At 68.0% G+C, this 19,561-nt stretch carries 16 protein-coding genes; 7 read left to right on the top strand and 9 right to left on the bottom strand.

The features are described 5' to 3' along the window. Nucleotides 1-10 precede the first annotated feature (10 nt). From DK254_RS05600 to DK254_RS05565, 8 genes are all read right to left on the bottom strand, one after another. On the bottom strand, nucleotides 11-817 hold the full coding sequence (locus DK254_RS05600) for a YfaP family protein (RefSeq protein ID WP_109932882.1): 807 nt from the start codon (nucleotides 815-817) through the stop codon (nucleotides 11-13). 351 nt (nucleotides 818-1,168) lie between these two features. Next, on the bottom strand, nucleotides 1,169-2,110 hold the full coding sequence (locus DK254_RS05595; RefSeq protein WP_109932880.1) for an AEC family transporter: 942 nt from the start codon (nucleotides 2,108-2,110) through the stop codon (nucleotides 1,169-1,171). A gap of 73 nt (nucleotides 2,111-2,183) precedes the next feature. Next, the gene (locus DK254_RS05590) at nucleotides 2,184-2,621 is read right to left on the bottom strand and encodes a polymer-forming cytoskeletal protein (protein ID WP_109932878.1); all 438 of its coding nucleotides are present in this window, start codon (nucleotides 2,619-2,621) and stop codon (nucleotides 2,184-2,186) included. A gap of 17 nt (nucleotides 2,622-2,638) precedes the next feature. Beyond that, entirely contained in the window at nucleotides 2,639-3,001 is a 363-nt protein-coding gene (locus DK254_RS05585) for a hypothetical protein (protein WP_109932877.1), read from the bottom strand. After that, a complete protein-coding gene (locus DK254_RS05580) occupies nucleotides 2,982-3,929 on the bottom strand; it encodes a M23 family metallopeptidase (protein ID WP_109932875.1) in 948 nt (315 codons plus the stop codon). Before DK254_RS05580 ends, DK254_RS05585 begins: the two co-directional genes overlap by 20 nt. Nucleotides 3,930-4,110: 181 nt before the next feature. Continuing rightward, the gene (locus tag DK254_RS05575; protein WP_109932873.1) at nucleotides 4,111-5,844 is read right to left on the bottom strand and encodes an ABC transporter ATP-binding protein/permease; all 1,734 of its coding nucleotides are present in this window, start codon (nucleotides 5,842-5,844) and stop codon (nucleotides 4,111-4,113) included. 71 nt (nucleotides 5,845-5,915) lie between these two features. Continuing rightward, nucleotides 5,916-6,476 (bottom strand): response regulator transcription factor, encoded by a 561-nt coding sequence (locus DK254_RS05570; protein ID WP_009617747.1) that lies wholly within the window; start codon nucleotides 6,474-6,476, stop codon nucleotides 5,916-5,918. A gap of 22 nt (nucleotides 6,477-6,498) precedes the next feature. Continuing rightward, nucleotides 6,499-7,755, bottom strand: a complete 1,257-nt coding sequence (locus DK254_RS05565) for an ATP-binding protein (protein ID WP_109932871.1) — start codon at nucleotides 7,753-7,755, stop codon at nucleotides 6,499-6,501. Nucleotides 7,756-7,949: 194 nt separating this feature from the next. Between DK254_RS05565 and DK254_RS05560 the strand changes: the two genes are divergently transcribed. The 3 genes from DK254_RS05560 to DK254_RS05550 all read left to right on the top strand — a co-directional run bounded on the left by DK254_RS05560 (nucleotide 7,950) and on the right by DK254_RS05550 (nucleotide 12,124). Beyond that, nucleotides 7,950-8,663 (top strand): SIMPL domain-containing protein, encoded by a 714-nt coding sequence (locus tag DK254_RS05560; RefSeq protein ID WP_109932869.1) that lies wholly within the window; start codon nucleotides 7,950-7,952, stop codon nucleotides 8,661-8,663. A gap of 200 nt (nucleotides 8,664-8,863) precedes the next feature. Then, on the top strand, nucleotides 8,864-10,465 hold the full coding sequence (locus DK254_RS05555; RefSeq protein ID WP_109932867.1) for an ABC transporter substrate-binding protein: 1,602 nt from the start codon (nucleotides 8,864-8,866) through the stop codon (nucleotides 10,463-10,465). Between the two features lie 33 nt (nucleotides 10,466-10,498). Next, nucleotides 10,499-12,124, top strand: a complete 1,626-nt coding sequence (locus tag DK254_RS05550; protein ID WP_109932864.1) for an ABC transporter substrate-binding protein — start codon at nucleotides 10,499-10,501, stop codon at nucleotides 12,122-12,124. Between the two features lie 477 nt (nucleotides 12,125-12,601). Here the strand turns inward: DK254_RS05550 and DK254_RS05545 are convergent, their stop codons facing one another. Next, nucleotides 12,602-13,819, bottom strand: coding sequence for a Xaa-Pro peptidase family protein (locus DK254_RS05545; protein WP_109932862.1), 1,218 nt, complete (start codon nucleotides 13,817-13,819; stop codon nucleotides 12,602-12,604). A 183-nt stretch (nucleotides 13,820-14,002) separates the two neighbouring features. Between DK254_RS05545 and DK254_RS05540 the strand changes: the two genes are divergently transcribed. The 4 genes from DK254_RS05540 (at nucleotide 14,003) to DK254_RS05525 (ending at nucleotide 19,524) form a co-directional block, all read left to right on the top strand. Further along, complete coding sequence (locus DK254_RS05540; protein WP_109932860.1) at nucleotides 14,003-14,566, top strand: helix-turn-helix domain-containing protein; 564 nt, start codon at nucleotides 14,003-14,005, stop codon at nucleotides 14,564-14,566. Between the two features lie 223 nt (nucleotides 14,567-14,789). After that, nucleotides 14,790-16,391, top strand: a complete 1,602-nt coding sequence (locus DK254_RS05535; RefSeq protein ID WP_109933012.1) for an ABC transporter substrate-binding protein — start codon at nucleotides 14,790-14,792, stop codon at nucleotides 16,389-16,391. 159 nt (nucleotides 16,392-16,550) lie between these two features. Next, nucleotides 16,551-17,930, top strand: a complete 1,380-nt coding sequence (locus tag DK254_RS05530) for an OprD family porin (protein ID WP_109932858.1) — start codon at nucleotides 16,551-16,553, stop codon at nucleotides 17,928-17,930. 10 nt (nucleotides 17,931-17,940) lie between these two features. Beyond that, on the top strand, nucleotides 17,941-19,524 hold the full coding sequence (locus tag DK254_RS05525) for an ABC transporter substrate-binding protein (protein WP_109932856.1): 1,584 nt from the start codon (nucleotides 17,941-17,943) through the stop codon (nucleotides 19,522-19,524). Nucleotides 19,525-19,561 lie beyond the last annotated feature (37 nt).

Raw genomic sequence — 19,561 nt, 5'->3', positions numbered from 1 at the left:
GGGACGGCTCTCAATAGGTGAAGGTCTTGACCAGGACCAGGTCGCCGATGGTGCGCAGCGGCACCACGAAGGTCTCGCGCTTCTCGTCGACGCTGTTCTCGTTGAACACCAGGTTGACCTGGGCGGTGATGACCTCCTGCTGGTTGGCGCCGGCCTGGAAGTTATAGCCCTGGGCACCGAAATTGCCCCAGTAGTTCACGTAGACCAGGTAGGTGCCGTGCAGCGGCGCGACCATGCTGAACATTTCCGGGCCGGGGCCGTCGACGCCGTCCGGGTCCAGGCCGCCGCCGTTGTTCAGCCGCGGCCGGGCCCAGAAGGCGTGCTGGCCGTCGGGGGTGACGATGTGCAGGTCCAGCTCGGCCTTGGGGTCGTCCCAGCCCAGGGCCACACGCACCCGTGGCGGAATGCGCCCGGCGTTGGCCTCGTAGAACTGCACGCGCTTGAGCGACTGGCCGTCGGCGCTGGCCACCTCGACGCTGTTGGAGCCCGCGCCGAAGGCATAGGGCCGGACGAAGTGCCCCTGGGCATCGGTATACAGGGGCAGCGGGTTGCCGTTGACCACCAGGCGCTGGGCGCGGTCGGTGCCGGCGAGCTGCTTCAGGTCGCCCTCGATCAGGCTGCGGCCACGCTGGCCGCCGCGGTCGATGGGCGGGGTGGGATAGGCCACACGCGGGCTGTCGAGGTCGTCGAGCAACCCCGAGTAGCGCCAGCCGCCGGCCGGGCTGGACAATTCGGCGCCCGGCCCGGCGTACGACGACGCCAGCCACAGCAGGCCGAGCAGCAGCGCGAGGCTGCGGGCGGAATCCTGGAAACGCATGAGCAATCCTTTGTCGCGCGTTGGAGGGGTAAGTGTAACCGCCTGTAAAACAGCTTGAAATGGCCTTCGGGCAGAGTAAGTGATGCCGTCTGCGAATTCAGAATCTGCTTAGACCGTTCCCCAACAGGCGGCGGTTATCCAGGACGTAGGGCGCATAACGCCTACGGCGTTATCCGCCGTTTGACCTCGATCCCAGGCGCGCTTCGAGCTCGGTCACGGAGCGCCTCTTTCCGGGCACTCCGAGTTCGACTGCGACACCGGGCATAAGCTCGGTGTAACGGCGGATAACCGCGAACGGTTATACGCCCTACGAACTTGCCGGCTGACGCTGCGATTCGGGGGTTGAGCAGCTCAGATCCACCCACCCCACTGCAGGATGAACAGCCCAAGGTTGGTGGTCAGCGCCGCCGCCAAGGTGGTGATGACAATGATCGAGGCCGCCAGTTCGGCGTTGCCCTGGGCGGCGCGGGCCATCACGTAGCTGGCCGCCGCCGTGGGGCTGGCGAAGTAGAGGAACAGCACGCCCAGTTCGGCGCCGCGGAAGCCGCACAGCCAGGCGGCGACGGTGCACAGCGCGGGCAGCCAGACCATTTTCATCAGGCTGGCGCTCAGGGCCAGGCTGCCGCTGCTGCGCAGGGCCGGCAGCGACAGGGTGCCGCCGATGCAGACCAGCGCCAGGGGCAGGGTCATCTGCGCGAAGTAGTCGCCGGAGGTGAGCACCCAGGCCGGCAGCCGAATGCCCCACCAGGCGAACGGGAAGGCCGCCAGCACGCCGAGGATCAGCGGGTTGAGCAGCACCTGGCGGGCGATGCTCAGCGGGTCGGACTTCAGTACCGGGCTGTAAATCGCCAGGACCACGGTGGCCAGCGTGTTGTAGCAGAGGATCACCAGGGCCGCGAGCACCGAGCCCAGGGCCAGGCCGTGCTCGCCGTAGAGGCTGGTGGCCAGGGCCAGGCCGACGATGCCGTTGTTGCCGCGGAAGGCGCCTTGCACGTAGACGCCGCGTTCCTCGCGCGGCACCCGCCAGAGCGCCCAGCCCCAGGCGAGGAGGAAGCCGCCGAGGGTCGCCAGGCAGAAGAACGTCAGCACCGCCGGGCTGGCCGCGCGGTGCAGGTCGGAATGGTAGATGCCGAGGAACAGCATCACCGGCATGGTGGCGTTGAACACCAGGGCCGAGGCGGTCTGGATGAAGCCCTGGTCGATCCAGCCGACGCGCCGGAGCAACACGCCGATGAACAGCATGGAGAACACCGGCGCGGTGATGCCGAGGGTCTGGAACAGCAGTGCGAGCATGGAGGGGAAGCGCCGGAGGAAAAACTGCGGCGATCATAGCAAGGAGCACTGCTTCGCGTGCTAACGATTTGCCTCAGGCGGGCTCCGCTTCCTCGGCGCGCGCCCGCGGGCGCTCGGGCGCCGGCAGCTCCAGCGGGCGCTGCTCGTCCAGGCGGGTGAGCTTGCCGTCGACGCTGGCGCCGTTCTCCATGCTCAGCTGGCGGTAGTGGATGTTGCCGATGACGCGGGCGTTGGAATGCAGCTCCAGCAGGTGCTCGACGTACAGGTCGCCGACGATGGTGCCGTCGATGAGCGCGTCGTAGCTGCTCACGCAGCCCTCGATCCGCCCTTCCGCGCCCAGGGCCAGCAGGCTCTGGGTGCCCGGCTTGTGGCGCACGTTGCCCTGGATGCGGCCCTGGACCTTCAGGCCCTCCTCGAACTCCAGGTCGCCCACCAGCGCCAGGTTGCCCGACAGCAGGCTGGAAAACCTGTCCACCGCCACCTGCGGCCCCTTCTTCTTGCTGTTGAACATGTTCGTCCTCCTGCGGATCACTTGGCGGGTTTCTGCTGGCGGTAGAACGCCAGGTCGGTCTTGAGCTTCTTGAGTTCCCCGGACATCTGCTCGATGCGCCGCTCCAGCTGCTCGCGCGTGGCCTGCGCCTCGGCGGCCAGCAGGCGCTGGCGCTGCAGGTCGGCGGCCAGCGCGGCATTGCCGGCCTGCAGCTCATCGATGCGCTGCTGCACCCCGTCCTGCTGCGCGCCGCGCCAGAAATGCAGCGCGGCGAAGGCCACGGCCAGCGCCAGCGCGGCCCAGAGCAGCGGCCGGTAGCTGCGCGCCACCTGCGCCCGCGGCTGGTGCTCGGCGCGCAGCAGCTCGCGGGTGGTCGAGGGCCTAGTCCTGGGCCAGCGCATCGAGGGCCTTCTCCATGTCGCCCAGGGAGAGGAAGTGCTGCGGGTCGACGAAGTCGCCGCGGTAGAGCACTTCGAAATGCAGGTGCGAGCCGGTGGAACGGCCCGTGGAACCCATGGCGGCGATGCGCTGGCCGGGCATCACCACCTCGCCGACGCGCACGTGGAGTTTCGACAGGTGCGCGTAGCGGGTGAGCAGGCCGTTGCCATGGTCGATCTCCACGCGGATGCCGTAGGAGCTGAAAGGCCCGGCCGCGACAACTCGGCCGCCGGCGGCGGCCTGGATCTCGGTGCCGCTGGGCGCGGCGAAGTCGAGCCCGGAGTGGAAGGCCAGGCGGCGGTTGAACGGGTCCACCCGGTTGCCGAAGGCCGAGCCCAGGCGCGCCTTGTCCACCGGGCGATGGGTGGGGATGGCGAGGAAGTCGGCGTTGCGCCGCGACACCGCGTCCAGCAGCAGGTCGAGCTGGCGGCGCAGGCAGCGGGCGGCCGCGGTGCCCTGCTGCACGTCGAGCAGCGGCGCGGCCTGGCACGGCCGCGGCGGCAGCAGCAGGCCGCCCTCCCCGTCCTCATGCGGCGCCGCGGCGTCGCCGGGCACCAGGGCGGGGTCGATGCGCGCCAGCTTGCGGGCGATTTCCTCGTGGCCATCGACCACCTTGAGCAGGTAGGCGGCGTCCTTCTCCAGCACCTGCAGGCGCCCGGCCAGCTCGCCCAGGCGCGCCACGGCGAAGCGCTGTTCCGGGGTTTCGCCCGGGGCGGCCTCGGCCACGGCGGCGGCGGGCGCCATCGCGCGGCCGAACCAGAGGCCGGCGGCGAAGGCCAGGGCGCCGAGCAGCAGGGCGAGGCCGGCGGCGGCCAGCAGCCAGCGACGCAGGTTGACCAGGCGCAGCGGCTCGCGGGTCAGCGCCTGCCAGGAAGGCAAGAGAACGTGCATTGGGGTACCCAGGCGACGAAACAGGAGAACCTTTTAGAGGAAAGTCGCCGAGGGTACCGGGTAGCAGGCCCGTTAGGCTGGCCTGATGAGCGAATCTGCCAACTGTTTATGAATTTTCCTACCCCGCCCGTGCAAGCCGTTGGCAAGATGTTTCACCACGGCGCCCCGGGCGGGGCAGGCCTCAGGCCGGCAGCACCGCCTCGACCTCGCGCAGGTGGCGATCCTCCAGGCGCAGCTGGCGGTCGTGGAAGCGCTTGAGGTCGGCGCGGTGGCCGACGCTGACTAGGGTCACGCCGGGCAGTTGCTCCAGCAGGGTCTGGTAGAGCGCGGCCTCGTCGTTGTCGTCCAGCGCCGAGGTGGCTTCGTCGAGGAACAGCCAGGCCGGCGCGTAGAGCAGCGCGCGGGCGATGGCCAGGCGCTGCTGCTCGCCCGGCGAGAGCAGGCGCTGCCAGTGCTGGGCTTCGTCCAGGCGTTCGCCCAGGTGTTCCAGGCGGCATTGCCGCAGCACCTCGCGCAGGCGCTCGGGGGCGTGCCGGCCGGGCGCCTCGGGGTAGCTCAGGGCCTCGGCCAGGCTGCCGATCGGCAGGTAGGGCTTCTGTGGCAGGAACAGCGTGCGCGCCGCCGGCATCAGCACCTGCCCGGCGCCGAAGCGCCAGAGCCCGCTCATGGCCCGCAGCAGGGTGCTCTTGCCGGCGCCCGAGGGACCGCTGACGAGAACGTGTTCGCCAGCCCGCAGGCTGAGGCTGGTGGGCTCCAGCAGCACGCTGCCGTCGGCCAGGCGCAGGCTCAGGTGGTCGAGCTGCAGGTTGTCGCCGGCGGCCCGCACCGCGATGCCCTCGTGCTCGCCGGCCACCTCGTCCATGGCATTGCGGAAGCTCAGCAGACGGTCGCAGGTGGCGCGCCAGGTGGCCAGGCTGGCGTAGGCGTCGATGAACCAGCTCAGGCCGTCCTGGACGTTGCCGAAGGCGGAGTTGATCTGCATGAGCTCGCCGAGCTGGATCTTGCCGGCGAAGTAGCGCGGCGCGGCCACCACGATGGGGAAGATGATGGCGATCTGGGCGTAGCCGGAGCTGAAGAAGGTCAGGCGCTTCTGCACCTTCATCAGTTCCCAGAAGTTGCCCCAGACGTTGCGGAAGCGCGTCATCAGGCGTTCGTTCTCGCTGCCTTCGCCGTTGTACAGGGCGATGCTCTCGGCGTTCTCGCGGATGCGCACCAGGCCGAAGCGCAGGTCGGCCTCGTAGCGCTGCTGCTGGTTGTTCAGGCCGATCAGGCGGCGGGCGATCAGGTGCGTCAGCCAGCTGCCGACCAGGGCGTAGAGCAGCGCGGCCCAGAACATGTAGCCGGGGATGGAGACGCCGAACAGCTCGATGCTGCCGGACACGCCCCAGAGGATCACCGAGAAGGACACCAGGCTGACCAGGTTGCGGATCAGCCCCAGGCCCAGGCTCAGGGTGGTGTCGGTGAAGCTGTTGAGGTCCTCGGACAGGCGCTGGTCGGGGTTGTCGGTGTAGCCGCGCTGTTCCAGGCGGTAGTAGTTCTTGTCGGAAAGCCAGGCGGCGAAGTGCTTCTCGGTGAGCCAGCGGCGCCAGCGGATGGTCAGCATCTGCGTCAGGTACAGCCGGTACACGGCGACCAGGATGGCCACCGCGGCGATGCCGCAGAAGTACAGGATCAGGCGGACGAAGGCGTCCAGGTCCTTGTTCTGCAGGGCGTTGTAGAAGTCGCGGTACCAGGTGTTGACCCACACCGAGACACCGACGCCGACCAGCGACAGCGCAATCACCACGACCAGCAGCAGCCAGGCCATGCCCTTCTCTTCGCTGCGCCAGTACGGCGCCGTCAGTTTCCACACCTGGGAGAAGAATCGCTCGCGAACGGCATCGTTCACGGCACGGTACTCGGCGCTTTCAGTCATCGGGTCGGGCTCAGCACGGGCGGCACAAAAAAAAGGAGCGCCCAGTTGGCGCTCCCTGTCTTATGAATTCCTTAACGCCTCACCGGGCGCTTCTGCAGCTTACGCTGCAACGTCCGCCGATGCATCCCCAGGGCGCGGGCGGTGGCGGAAATATTGCCGTCGTGCTCGGCCAGCACGCGCTGGATGTGCTCCCACTGCAGGCGGTCCACCGACATGGGGTTTTCCGGCACCAGGCTGTCCAGGTCGGCGTGCTGCGAGAGCAGCGCGGTCAGCACATCGTCGGCGTCGGCCGGCTTGCACAGGTAGTTGGTGGCGCCGCGCTTGATGGCCTCCACCGCGGTGGCGATGCTGGAGTAGCCGGTGAGGATCACCACGCGCATCTCCGCGTCCAGCTCCAGCAGCTTGGGCAGCAGCACCAGGCCGGAGTCGCCGTCCATCTTCAGGTCCAGCACGGCGTAGTCGGGCAGGTCCTCCTTGGCCAGCGCCAGGCCTTCCTCGGCGGAGCCGGCGACCGATACGCGCAGGCCGCGGCGGCTCATGGCGCGCGCCATCACGCGGGTGAAGGTGGCGTCGTCGTCCACCAGCAGCAGGTGGGGTTGCTCTTCGCCTTCGAACAGGTTCTCTTCGCTCATGGGTACTTCCTCGCGCGTGGGTTCACACCACACCGTAACTGCGCGGCAGGCGCAGCTCGGTAAGCGTGCCGCCGTCTTCGTGGTTGTACAACTTCACCGTGCCGCCGGCGCGGGTGACGCTGGCCTGGCTGAGGAACAGGCCGAGACCGAAGCCCTTGCCCTTGGTGGTGAAGAAGGGTTTGCCGAGTTGCTCGGCGATCGCCAGGGGCACGCCGGGGCCGTGGTCGCGGATGCTCAGGCAGATAGTGGAGGCGTCCCAGTCGACGCTGATCTCGAGGTCGTCCGGGCAGGCGTCGGCGGCGTTGTTCAGCAGGTTCAGCAGGGCCTGGGTGAGGTCGGTGGGCGGCGTCAGCCGCGGGGCGCTGCCGGGGCCCAGGTTCAGGTAGCGGTAGGTGGCTTCCGGGCGCATCAGGTGCCAGCGGCGCAGCACCGCCTCCAGCCATTCGTTGGCGCCCTGTTCCTGGATGGCCTGGCGGCGGTCGGCCTCGGCGGCGCGCACCAGTTGCTGCAGGGTGTCCTTGCACAGCTTGACCTGCTCCTGCAGCAGCGCCAGGTCTTCCTGCAGCAGCGGGTCCTTCGGGTGCGCCTGGCGCAGTTCCTTGAGCAGCACGCTCATGGTCGCCAGCGGCGTGCCCAGCTCATGGGCGGCGCCGGCGGCCTGGGTGGCCACGGCCAGCAGCTGCTGGTCGCGCATGCTCTCCTCGCGGCGCTGCGCGACTATCTGCTCCTGGCGGCGCAGCGCCTGGGACATGCGCGCGACGAAGAAGGTGATCAGCCCGGCGGCCAGGGCGAAGCTCAGCCACATGCCGTAGATCAGCAGGTAGTCGCGCTGCACCGGGGCCATGTTCAGCGGGTGGAACCACACCAGCAGCACCGTGTAGGCGGCCAGGGCCAGGCCGGCGAGGACGATGGTGTAGAGCCACGGCAGGGTCGCCGCGGCGATGGTCAGCGGCACCAGGTAATAGGAGACGAAGGGGTTGGACGAACCGCCGGAGAAGTACAGCAGGGCGCTGTGGATGATCAGGTCGCAGCCCAGCTGCACCGAGTACTCCAGCTCGGTCACCGGCCAGGGCCCGCGCAGGCGCAGGGCGGTGGCCAGGCACAGCACCAGGGACACGCCGAGGGTCACCCCCAGGGCCGCCCAGGGCAGCGCGAGCAACTGGGCCTTGTAGGCGATGCCCACCGAACCGGCCTGTGCGGCCAATACGAGAATACGGATGAGCGTCAGGTGCAGCAGGTTCTGCCGGCTGGCGGATAACTGGAAAACCGGTGTGCGCATGGTGAATTCCGGAATTTGCGCGAGTATAGCCAAGCCCCTTCCCCTCTCGGTGCGTCATAGCGACACAGCATACGAGATAAAGGCTATCGCGATTCAACCCCTTTGAACGCCGACCTGCGTCAAAAGGTCTGACGGTCCATGTGCGGGTTCGTCTACCCTGCACCCGGGACTCATTCAGGACCAAGGAGTCGATCATGTCCGCATTTAAGAAAAGCCTCGCCGCCCTGGCCACGTCCGTCGCCCTGGCCGCCACCAGCTTCGCCGCCCACGCCGACGAGCCGCGCTACAACCTGGTGTCGCTGCACGCCGAGGCCAGCCAGGAAGTGGCCCACGACCAGATGCACGTGACCCTCTTCAACGAGGCCCAGGCCAGCGACCCGGCCAGGCTCGCCGCCGAGACCACCGACGCGCTCAACGCCGCGGTGACCGAGGCGCGCAAGGTCAAGGGGGTGACCGTGAGCCTGGGCAGCCGCAACAGCTACCCGGTGTACGACGACAAGGGGCAGAAGATCACCGCCTGGCGCGAACGCGCCGAGCTGCGCCTGGAAAGCCCGGACTTCGCCGCGCTGTCGCAGCTCACCGCCAGCCTGCTGGGCAAGCTGAAGATGGGCAACATGAGCTTCAGCATCGCCGACGCCACCCGCCAGCAGAACGAGGACAGCCTGATGAAGAACGCCGTGGCCGCGTTCAAGGCCCGCGCCCAGCTGCTGACCGACTCCCTCGGCGGCAAGGGCTACCGCCTGGTCAACCTGAACCTGAACAGCGCCGGCGCGCCGCGGCCGATGCCGGTGATGCGCATGGCGGCGATGAAAGCCGACGCCGGCTACGGCGCGGCGCCGGAGATCGAGGCCGGCACCAGCCAGGTCACGGTGACCGCCGACGGCACCATCGAAGTGCAGATGCCCTGAGCCGCTGGCCCGCCGCCTCGCCCATCCCCCGGCATGGCGGCAGGCTTCTTGCGATATTGCGACATTCCCTTACGACTTCATCACAGCTTCTACACTGTGGCGGGTGTGGCCCTTGCGCCCGGCATGTGCCCTGCATAGTTTCAGGCGACACGCCCCACAAGGGCGTGCCTCGATGACAACCACAACAAACTGAGGTCAGCATGCGCAAGAATGCCGTCATCCGCTCCATGATCGCCGCTGGGTTGATCGCCAGCGCTCCCTTCGCCCACGCCGCCGGCAACCTGGTGTTCTGCTCCGAGGGCAGCCCGGCGGGCTTCGACCCCGGCCAGTACACCACCGGCACCGATTTCGACGCCGCCGCCGAGACCGTGTTCAACCGCCTGACCCAGTTCGAGCGCGGCGGCACCCAGGTGATCCCCGGCCTGGCCGAGAAGTGGGACGTATCCGATGACGGCAAGACCTACACCTTCCACCTGCGCCACGGCGTGAAGTTCCACACCACCGACTACTTCAAGCCCAGCCGCGAGTTCAACGCCGACGACGTGCTGTTCACCTTCAACCGCATGCTCGACAAGAACCATCCGTTCCGCAAGGCCTACCCCACCGAGTTCCCCTACTTCACCGACATGGGCATGGACGCCAACATCGCCAAGGTGGAGAAGGTCGACGACTACACCGTGAAGTTCAGCCTCAACGAGGTCGACGCCGCCTTCATCCAGAACCTGGCCATGAGCTTCGCCTCCATCCAGTCCGCCGAGTACGCCGACCAGTTGCTCAAGCGGAACAGGGCCAGCGACATCAACCAGAAGCCGATCGGCACCGGGCCCTTCGTGTTCAGCCGCTACCAGAAGGACGCGATGATCCGCTTCAAGGCCAACAAGGACTACTGGGTGCCCGGCGAGGTGAAGATCGACAACCTGATCTTCGCCATCAACACCGACGCCTCGGTGCGCATGCAGAAGCTCAAGGCCAACGAGTGCCAGATCACCCTGTTCCCGCGCCCGGCGGACCTGGAGTCGCTGAAGAAGGACGCCAACCTGAACATGCCCTCGCAGCCGGGCTTCAACCTCGGCTACATCGCCTACAACGTGCTGCACAAGCCGCTGGACAAGCTGGAAGTGCGCGAGGCGCTGGACATGGCGGTGAACAAGAAGGCCATCATCGACGCCGTCTACCAGGGCGCCGGCCAGCTCGCCGTGAACGGCATGCCGCCGACCCAGTGGTCCTACGACGACAGCATCAAGGACGCCGGCTACAACCCGGAAAAGGCCAAGGAACTGCTGAAGAAGGCCGGCGTGCCCGAAGGCACCGAGATCACCCTGTGGGCCATGCCGGTGCAGCGCCCCTACAACCCCAACGCCAAGCTGATGGCCGAGATGCTCCAGGCCGACTGGGCCAAGGTCGGCATCAAGGCGAAGATCGTCACCTACGAGTGGGGCGAATACATCAAGCGCGCCAAGGCCGGCGAGCACGACGCCATGCTGATCGGCTGGAGCGGCGACAACGGTGACCCGGACAACTGGCTGGGCACCCTGTACAGCTGCGACGCGGTCAACGGCAACAACTTCTCCAAATGGTGCGACCAGCCCTACGACAAGCTGATCAAGGAAGCCAAGCGCACCCCCGACCAGGCCAAGCGCACCGAGCTGTACAAGCAGGCCCAGCACATCCTCAAGGAACAGGTGCCGATCACCCCGATCGCCCACTCCACCGTGTACCAGCCGATGCGCAAGACGGTCGAGGACTTCAAGATCAGCCCCTTCGCGCTCAACTCCTTCTACGGCGTGGGCGTCGGCAAGTAAGGCAGGTGGCCGCCGCGAGGCGGCCGCTACGCCATGCTGCGCTGGCTACAGCCGCACCCTGAGCGACGACCGGGGCGCCCCACGTGGGCGGCCCTGGCGTTGCTGCTCGCCGCCGCGCCGGCGCCGGCCCGGCCCCTGGTGGTGTGCACCGAGGGCAGCCCGGAAGGCTTCGACATCACCCAGTACACCGCCGCCACCACCGCCGACGCCACGGCCGAGACGGTGTACGAACGCCTGGTGCAGTTCGCCCCCGGCAGCACGAAGGTAATCCCTGCGCTGGCACAGAGCTGGGACATCAGTGCCGACGGCCTGGCCTACACCTTCCACCTGCGCCCGGGCGTGAAGTTCCAGCGCACCGACTACTTCACCCCCAGCCGCACCTTCAACGCCGACGACGTGCTCTGGAGCTTCCAGCGCCAGCTCGACCCGGCGCACCCGTGGAACAAGCTGGCCCCGCGCGGCTTCCCCTATGCCCAGTCGATGGGCCTGCCGGGGCTGATCGAGCGCATCGACAAGCTCGACGCGCTGACCGTGCGCTTCACCCTGCGCCACCCCGAGGCGCCCTTCCTCGCCGACCTGGCCATGGGCTTCGCCTCCATCTACTCGGCCGAGTACGCCGACCTGCTGCTGGCGGCCGGCAAGCCCGAGCAACTGAACAACCTGCCCCTGGGCACCGGGCCCTTCGTCTTCCAGCGCTACCAGAAGGACGCCCAGGTGCGCTTCGCCGCCAACCCCGACTACTGGGGCGGCACGCCGAAGATCGAGCGCCTGCTGCTGGCGATCACCCCCGACCCCAGCGTGCGCATCCAGAAGCTGCGCGCCGGCGACTGCCAGGTGGCCGTGTACCCGCGGCCCACGGACATCCCCGAGCTGCGCAGGGACCCACGGCTGAAGGTGGAGGAACTGGACTCGCTGCTGGTCGCCTACGTCGCCATCAACACCCGGCACAAGCCGCTGGACGACGTGCGCGTGCGCCAGGCCATCAACCTCGCCTTCGACCGCGACGCCTACCGCAAGGCGCAGTTCGGCGAGGGCGGCGCCAGCCCCGCGGTGGCGCCCTACCCGCCGACGCTGTGGGGTTCGGACCCGGACCTGAAGGGCTGGCCGCGCGACCTCGAACGGGCCCGCCAGCTGCTGGCCGAGGCCGGCGTGCAACCCGGGCAGAAACTCAGCATCTGGACCCGCCCCGGCGGCGGCCCGACCAACCCCAACCCCGGCATAGGCGCGCAGATGCTGCAGAACGACCTGGGCAGGCTGGGCATCCGCGCCGACATCCGCGTCTACGAATGGGGCGAACTGATCCGCCGCGCCAAGCACGGCGAGCACGACCTGGTGTTCATGGGCTGGGTGGGCGACAACGGCGACCCGGACAACTTCCTCACCCCCAACCTGTCCTGCGCGGCGGCGCAGAGCGGCGAGAACATGGCCGGCTGGTGCAACGCCCAGTTCGACGACCTGCTGCGCCAGGCCCGCGCCACCACCGACCAGGACGCCCGCGCCGCGCTGTACCGCCAGGCCCTGGCGATCTTCCAGCGCGAGGCGCCCTGGATAGCCCTGGCCTACCCCAAGCAGTTCGTGGCGCTGAGCCCACGGGTGAAAGGCTTCACCCTGAGCCCGCTGGGTTCGAACAATTTCACCCACGTCGAGCTGGGGCCGTGAGGCGCGTTCCGTAGGGCGAATCGCGGACGAAGTCCGCTCCTACGGTGGAAGGAATGCCGTGCCACCCGGCAGCGGGCCCTGCCCGCGATTTCGCGCGCAGGGCGCGCTCCTACAGGGGAATGGTGTGGGTGGGGCAGCGTAGGAGCGGATCTCATCCGCGAATCGCGCCGAAACCTCCGGTTATCGCGGAAAAGTTCCGCTCCTACGAGGACGAGAAATGCCGTGCCACCCGACAACCCGTAGGAGCGGGCCCTGCCCGCGATTTCGCGCGCAGGGCCCTACAGGGGAATGGTGTGGGTGGGGTAGCGTAGGAGCGGATCTCATCCGCGAATCGCGCCGGAACCTCCGGCTATCGCGGAAAAGTTCCGCTCCTACGAAGACGAGAAATCCCGTGCCACCCGGTGACCTGTAGGAGCGGACTCCGTCCGCGATTTCGCGCGCAGGGCGCGCTCCTACATGGCAACCCCACGCAGCCGGCTATGCCCCCAGGCCGAACGGATCGTCGATGGAATGGCTCGGCCGGGTGAACCAGCGCGGGCCCTCGGCGCTCATGTAGAAGTGGTCTTCCAGGCGGATGCCGAACTCGCCGGGCACGCAGATCATCGGCTCGTTGCTGAAGCACATGCCGGCCTCCAGCGGGGTTTCGTCGCCGCGTACCAGGTAGGGGCCTTCATGGATGTCCAGGCCGATGCCGTGGCCGGTGCGGTGCGGCAGGCCGGGCAGCGCGTAGTCCGGGCCCAGGCCACCGGCTTCCAGGCAGCGCCTTGCGGCGGCGTCCACCGCCTGGCAGGGGGCGCCCGGCAGGGCGGCGTCGAAGGCGGCCTGCTGGGCGGCCTTCTCCAGGTTCCAGAAGGCGCGCTGGCGGTCGCTGGGGGTACCGAAGACGTAGCTGCGGGTGATGTCCGAGTTGTAGCCGTGCAACTGGCAGCCGGTGTCGATCAGCACCATGTCGCCCTCGCGCAGCGGGCGCGGCTCGCGCACGCCGTGGGGGAATGCGCTGTCCTCGCCGAACAGCACGATGCAGAAGGTCGAGCCGCGCGCGCCGACGCGGCGGTGCGCCGCCTCGATGAAGCGTACCACCTCGGTGACGGTGATGCCTTCGCGGAGGATGCCGGCGGCAGCCTTGTGCACCTCCAGGGTCATGTCCTTGGCGCGTTGCAGCAGCGCCAGCTCGGCGGCCGACTTGCGCTGCCGGCCGTGATCCACGGCGGCGCCGGCGTCCACCAGGCGCAGGGCGCCGGCGACCTCGCGCAGGCGCTCGACCATGCCGAACGGCAGGCTCGGGCACAGGCCGAGGCGGGCGTTGGCCGGCACGCCCAGCTCCACCAGCATGTCCAGCAGCAGGCGGTAGGGGCTCTGGTGCTCCTGCCAGGTGTGGATCGCCCCCGGCAGCACCTGGAAGTCGCGCACCGTGCCCTCCTCGAAGGCCGGGGCGAGGTACAGCGGCTCGCCGTCGGCGGGCACCAGCAGGCCGACCAGGCGCTCGCTGGGGTTCCACTTCACCCCGCTGAAATAGCGCAGGTAGCTGCCGGCATCGACGAAGGCCGCAGCCATACCCTGCTCGCGCAGGCGCGCCTGCAGGCCGGCCACGCGGGCCCGGTATTCGTCCAGCCCGATCGGCTCGACGCCGCCGCTCATGTCATGCAGCCCCGCCAGTGCCTGCTCGGGGGTGCGGCCCCCAACGCCCAATGCCATCGCCCAGCTCCCGTGGTGAAAAATGCCGGCTGGATTTAAGCATTACTTAAAATCCGTGCCAAACAAATTTTAAGCCACAATTAAAACCACGAAGAAAGCGCCTACCCCCTGTCAACCTTGCCGACACTCTTCCGCCGCGATTCTTCACCGGTATACTGCCGGCATCCTCCAAGAGCCCAGCCAATGACCGTCGATCGAATCGGAGAGCGCCTGCGCCGTTATCGGCGCGCCGCGAAGAAGACCCTCAACCAGGTGGCCAGCGAATCCGGCCTCACCGCCAGCTTCCTGTCCCAGGCCGAGCGCAACCTCACCGGCGTTTCCATCTCCTCCCTGGCCAGCATCGCCAGGTCCCTGGGGGTGCCGCTCAACGAACTGTTCGACCAGCCGCGGCAAGCGCAGCCGGACACCCACCAGGGCGAGCGCGTGCGCTACGCCATCGAAGGCCAGCCGCTGGGCTACGAGCGCCTGTCCAGCACCTTCCCCGGCAACCAGCTCAACGCGGTGAAGATGAACATGCCGGTCGGCTACCAGTCCGAGCTGATTTCCCACGAAGGCGCGGAATTCGCCTACGTGCTCAGTGGCAACATCGTCTACACCATCGACGGCCGCAATTACCCCCTCGGCCCCGGCGACTCGGTGCATTTCGATGCCGGCAAACCCCACTGCCTGCGCAATGCCGGCGAGGAAACCGCCGAGGTGCTGACCGTCACCACCATGCCGCTGTTCGGCGAGCACCCGGGCACCTGAGTCCTTCCCCCGCCATCAGGATCCGTCTGATTTTTGCAGTGGCACTGAATTTAAGTTGACCTTAATTTCAGCCTGACTTAACTTCGCGTTCGACGTTCGCCGGCCACCCCCGGCGGCATCCGGCCATCGCCTCCGGGGGAGCGATGGCGCCCGAGCCGGCGCAGGCCCACAACGCCCAGCGCACGGCTCCCTCAGAAAAAGAACAACGAGGTTAGGCATGCGTATGAAGCGTCGTAACTCCATGCATTCACTGGTTGCCGGCGGCCTGCTGCTGGCCAGCTCGGCGAGCTTCGCCGGCAACACCCTGGTGTACTGCTCCGAAGGCAGCCCGGCCGGCTTCGACCCGGGCCAGTACACCACCGGCACCGACTACGACGCCACGTCGGAAACCCTGTTCAACCGCCTGGTGCAGTTCGAGCGCGGCGGCACCGAGGCCGTGCCGGCCCTGGCCGAAAGCTGGGAGACCAGCGCCGACGGCAAGGCCTGGACCTTCCACCTGCGCCCCGGCGTGAAGTTCCACAGCACCGACTACTTCAAGCCCAGCCGCGCGTTCAACGCCGACGACGTGGTCTTCACCTTCCAGCGCATGCTCGACAGGAACCACCCGTTCCGCAAGGCCTACCCCACCGAGTTCCCCTACTTCACCGACATGGGCCTGGACCGCAACATCGCCAGGGTGGAGAAGCTCGACGAGCACAGCGTCCGGTTCACCCTCAACGAGGTCGACGCCGCCTTCATCCAGAACCTGGCGATGAACTTCGCGGCCATCCAGTCCGCCGAGTACGCCGACCAGCTGCTCAGGCAGAACAGGGCCAGCGACATCAACCAGAAGCCCATCGGCACCGGGCCCTTCGTGCTCAGCCGCTACCAGAAGGACGCGCTGATCCGCTTCAGGGGCAACAAGGACTACTGGAAGCCCGAGGACGTGCGCCTGGACAACCTGATCTTCGCCATCAACACCGACGCCTCGGTGCGCATGCAGAAGCTCAAGGCCGGCGAATGCCAGATCAGCCTCAACCCGCGCCCGGCGGACCTCGAGTCGCTGAAGCGCGACCCGAACCTGAACATGCCCTCGCAGCCGGGCTTCAACCTCGGCTACCTGGCCTACAACGTCACCCACAAGCCGCTGGACCGCGTCGAGGTGCGCCAGGCGCTGGACATGGCGGTGAACAAGCAGGCCATCATCGACGCCATCTACCAGGGCGCCGGCCAACTGGCGGTGAACGCCATGCCGCCGACCCAGTGGTCCTACGACGAGTCGATCAAGGGCCAGGCCTACGACCCGGAAAAAGCCAGGGAACTGCTGAAGCAGGCCGGCATCGCCGAGGGCACCGAGATCACCCTCTGGGCCATGCCGGTGCAGCGCCCCTACAACCCCAACGCCAGGCTGATGGCCGAGATGATCCAGGCCGACTGGGCCAAGGTCGGCATCAAGGCCAGGATCGTCAGCTACGAGTGGGGCGAGTACATCAAGCGCGCCCACGCCGGCGAGCACGACGTGGCCCTGTTCGGCTGGACCGGCGACAACGGCGACCCGGACAACTGGCTGGGCACCCTCTACGGCTGCGACGCGGTCAACGGCAACAACGTCTCCAAGTGGTGCGACCCGGCCTACGACAAGCTGGTGAAGCAGGCCAAGGCCACCACCGACCACGCCCAGCGCGTCGCCCTCTACCAGCAGGCCCAGCAACTGCTGGCGCAGCAGTTGCCGATCAGCCCCATCGCCCACTCCACCGTGTACCAGCCCATGCGCAAATCGGTGCAGGGCTTCCTCATCAGCCCCTTCGGGCGCAACTCGTTCTACGGCGTGAGCAACCAGCCCTAGCCGCAGCCCGCGGTCCCACCGCGGGCAGGCCAGCCCGGCACAGACCGGGCGGCCCTTCGTTTCGCCACTGCCTCACTCCCAGCGTGCCAGCCCCGGCAGGCGCGGCGGGATGCGTTTGCCGTCTCGAACAACAACGAAGAAGAAAGAAGGAGCAACCCCATGCAGTGTCCCTACATCAAACCCACCGTACTGGGCCTGGCGATCGGCGCCGGGCTGCTCGGCCAGGCCTGGGCCGCCGAAGACGATTCGGACAAGGGCCAGGCCGGCGCCAGCGGCTTCGTCGAAGGCCAGAAGCTGACCCTGAGCACACGCAACTTCTTCTCCCGCGAGCAGATGCACGACAGCTTCGGCTTCCGCATCCCCAAGGAGAGCGGTTCGGAGTTCACCCACAGCCGCCGCACCTGGGTCCAGGGCACCATCCTCCAGTACAGCTCCGGCTACACCCAAGGCACCGTCGGCTTCGGCCTGGACCTGGCCGGCTTCAACGCCATCAACCTGGAGCGCGGCAAGGGCGTGATCGGCGGCGGCGGCAACCGCACCCTGACCCACGGCGACGGCGAGGCGGTGGACGAGTGGTCGAAGATGGGCGTCGCCAACCTGCGCCTGCGGGTCTCCGACACCGAGCTCAAGGCCGGGCGCTTCCAGGTCGAGACGCCGGTGTTCAACAGCATCGACAACCGCGCCCTGCCGTCGAGCTTCAACGGCGTGGGGCTGGTCAGCGAGGAGCTGGCCGGCCTCTCGCTGCAGGCCGGCAGCTTCACCCGCGCCAGCCCGCGCACCGGGGCGGGCGACGAGGACCTCACCACCGAGTACGGCACGCGCCAGGTCAAGGGCGACCGCTACAGCTACTTCGGCGGCACCTACAAGGTCGCCGACAACCTCTCGGTGACGGCCTACGGCGGGCACTTCGAGGATGTCTGGAACCAGTACTACCTCGGCTTCTCCCACGACCTGGGCGATGCCCAGAGCCTGGCCCTGAACACCAGCTTCAACCTCTACAGCACCCGCGACACCGGCAACCGCGAGGCCGGCTACATCGACAACGACACCTGGAGCCTGGCCTTCACCCTCAGCCGCGGCGCCCACTCGCTGATGCTCGGCTGGCAGCAGGTCGACGGCAACGAGTACTTCGACTACGTGCACGAAACCTCGGCCATCTACCTGGCCAACTCGCTGCTGTCGGACTACAACGGGCCCAACGAGAAATCCGTGCAGCTGCGCTACGGCACCGACTTCGCGCCCTACGGCGTGCCCGGCCTGAGCACCGCGGTGTGGTACGCCAAGGGCTGGGACATCGACGGCACCCACTACGACGGGGACCGCAACGGCGCCTACGGCAACTACGCTGAAGTCCGTGGCCAGGACGGCGAGAAGCACCACGAGCTGGGCCTGATGGGGACCTACGTGATCCAGGACGGCCCGCTCAAGCGCAGCAGGTTCCGCCTGATGTACATGAAGCACCTGGCCAGCCAGAACCAGGTCGACGGCAGCGTCGACGAAGTCCGCCTGGTCAGCACCTTCCCCTTCGACCTGCTGTAGGAGAACCTGCATGCCCGTCCCGCGCTACCTGCCCCTGCTCCTGGCCCTCGGCGCCGGCCCCGCGCTGGCGCAGAACCTGGTGGTCTGCACCGAGGCCAGCCCGGAAGGCTTCGACATCGTCCAGTACACCGGCGCGGTCACCGCCGACGCTGCCGCCGAGACGGTGTTCAGCCGCCTGGTGGCGTTCCGCCCGGGCACCACCGAGGTAGTGCCGGCACTGGCGCAAAGCTGGGAGGTCAGCCCCGACGGGCTGACCTACAGCTTCCACCTGCGCCCGGGGGTGAAGTTCCACAGCACCGAGTACTTCAAGCCCAGCCGCACCCTCAACGCCGACGACGTGCTCTGGAGCTTCCGGCGCGCCCTGGACCCGCAACACCCCTGGCATGCCTCGGCGCCGCGCGGCTACCCCTACTTCGAAGCCATGGGCATGGGCGAGCTGATCAAGTCGGTGGACAAGCTCGACGACCTGACCGTGCGTATCACCCTCAACCACCCGGAGGCGCCCTTCCTCGCCGACATGGCCATGGGCTTCGCCTCCATCTACTCGGCCGAATACGGCGACCAGTTGCTCAAGGCCGGCAAGCCGGAGCAGCTCAACACCCAGCCCATCGGCACCGGGCCCTTCGTCTTCAGCCGCTACGCCCGCGACGCCCAGGTGCGCTACAAGGCCAACCCGGACTACTTCGGCGGCAAGCCGGCGATCGACAGCCTGGTGTTCGCCATCACCCTGGACCCCAACGTGCGCATGCAGAAGCTGCGCCGCGGCGAGTGCCAGGTGGCGCTCTACCCCAAGCCCGCCGACGTGCCGCAGCTGCAGAAGGAGGCGGGCCTGGCGGTGGACAGCACCGACGCCCTGCTGACCACCTACGTGGCCCTCAACACCCAGCACAAGCCGCTGGACGACGTGCGCGTGCGCCAGGCCATCAACCTGGCCATCGACAAGCCGGCCCTGCTCGACGCGGTGTTCGGCCCCGGCGCGGCGACGCCGGCGATCAACCCCTACCCGTCCACCCTGCTGGGCTACAACGAGGCCTTGCAGGACTGGCCGCACGACCCCGAGCGCGCCCGCGCCCTGCTCGAGGAAGCCGGGGTGGACGGCCTGAAGCTGACGCTGTTCATCCGCAACGGCAGCTCGCCGACCATCCCCAACCCGGCGCTGGCGGCACAGATGATGCAGGCGGACCTGGCCAAGGTCGGCATCGCCTTGCAGATCCGTTCGCTGGAATGGGGCGAGCTGCTCAAGCGCTCCAAGGCCGGCGAGCACGACCTCTCGCTGCTCGGCTGGGCCGGCGACAACGGCGACCCGGACAACTTCCTCAGCCCGAACCTCAGCTGCGCGGCGGCGAAGTCCGGGGAAAACCAGGCGCGCTGGTGCGATGCGGCCTTCGAATCACTGATCCAGCAGGCCCGGCGCACCGACGAGCGGTCGAAACGGCAGGAACTTTATGAAAAGGCGACAAAGATATTCCACGAACAGGCCCCCTGGATTCCCCTGGCGCATCCTAAGCTGTTCAATGTGCGCCGCAGCAACATCGAGGGCTACACCATCAGCCCGCTGAGCAACAACAACTTCGCCGAAACCCGGGTGAAGTGACAAGAAAAAGCGGCGCCCGCCCTACCCCTGCGGGCAG

Source organism: Pseudomonas sp. RW407 (assembly GCF_003176655.1).
GTDB lineage: Bacteria > Pseudomonadota > Gammaproteobacteria > Pseudomonadales > Pseudomonadaceae > Pseudomonas > Pseudomonas delhiensis.
Note: the sequence above shows the minus strand (reverse complement) of the source record. Positions and strands in the feature narration are given on the sequence as shown.

Coding starts and splice junctions, on each gene's coding strand:
- DK254_RS05530 (WP_109932858.1), top strand. CDS start 16,551: ATGCAGTGTCCCTACATCAAACCCACCGTACTGGGCCTGGCGATCGGC.
- DK254_RS05535 (WP_109933012.1), top strand. CDS start 14,790: ATGAAGCGTCGTAACTCCATGCATTCACTGGTTGCCGGCGGCCTGCTG.
- DK254_RS05560 (WP_109932869.1), top strand. CDS start 7,950: ATGTCCGCATTTAAGAAAAGCCTCGCCGCCCTGGCCACGTCCGTCGCC.
- DK254_RS05555 (WP_109932867.1), top strand. CDS start 8,864: ATGCGCAAGAATGCCGTCATCCGCTCCATGATCGCCGCTGGGTTGATC.
- DK254_RS05595 (WP_109932880.1), bottom strand. CDS start 2,110: ATGCTCGCACTGCTGTTCCAGACCCTCGGCATCACCGCGCCGGTGTTC.
- DK254_RS05590 (WP_109932878.1), bottom strand. CDS start 2,621: ATGTTCAACAGCAAGAAGAAGGGGCCGCAGGTGGCGGTGGACAGGTTT.
- DK254_RS05600 (WP_109932882.1), bottom strand. CDS start 817: ATGCGTTTCCAGGATTCCGCCCGCAGCCTCGCGCTGCTGCTCGGCCTG.
- DK254_RS05570 (WP_009617747.1), bottom strand. CDS start 6,476: ATGAGCGAAGAGAACCTGTTCGAAGGCGAAGAGCAACCCCACCTGCTG.
- DK254_RS05540 (WP_109932860.1), top strand. CDS start 14,003: ATGACCGTCGATCGAATCGGAGAGCGCCTGCGCCGTTATCGGCGCGCC.
- DK254_RS05550 (WP_109932864.1), top strand. CDS start 10,499: ATGCTGCGCTGGCTACAGCCGCACCCTGAGCGACGACCGGGGCGCCCC.
- DK254_RS05585 (WP_109932877.1), bottom strand. CDS start 3,001: ATGCGCTGGCCCAGGACTAGGCCCTCGACCACCCGCGAGCTGCTGCGC.
- DK254_RS05575 (WP_109932873.1), bottom strand. CDS start 5,844: ATGACTGAAAGCGCCGAGTACCGTGCCGTGAACGATGCCGTTCGCGAG.
- DK254_RS05525 (WP_109932856.1), top strand. CDS start 17,941: ATGCCCGTCCCGCGCTACCTGCCCCTGCTCCTGGCCCTCGGCGCCGGC.
- DK254_RS05545 (WP_109932862.1), bottom strand. CDS start 13,819: ATGGCATTGGGCGTTGGGGGCCGCACCCCCGAGCAGGCACTGGCGGGG.
- DK254_RS05580 (WP_109932875.1), bottom strand. CDS start 3,929: ATGCACGTTCTCTTGCCTTCCTGGCAGGCGCTGACCCGCGAGCCGCTG.
- DK254_RS05565 (WP_109932871.1), bottom strand. CDS start 7,755: ATGCGCACACCGGTTTTCCAGTTATCCGCCAGCCGGCAGAACCTGCTG.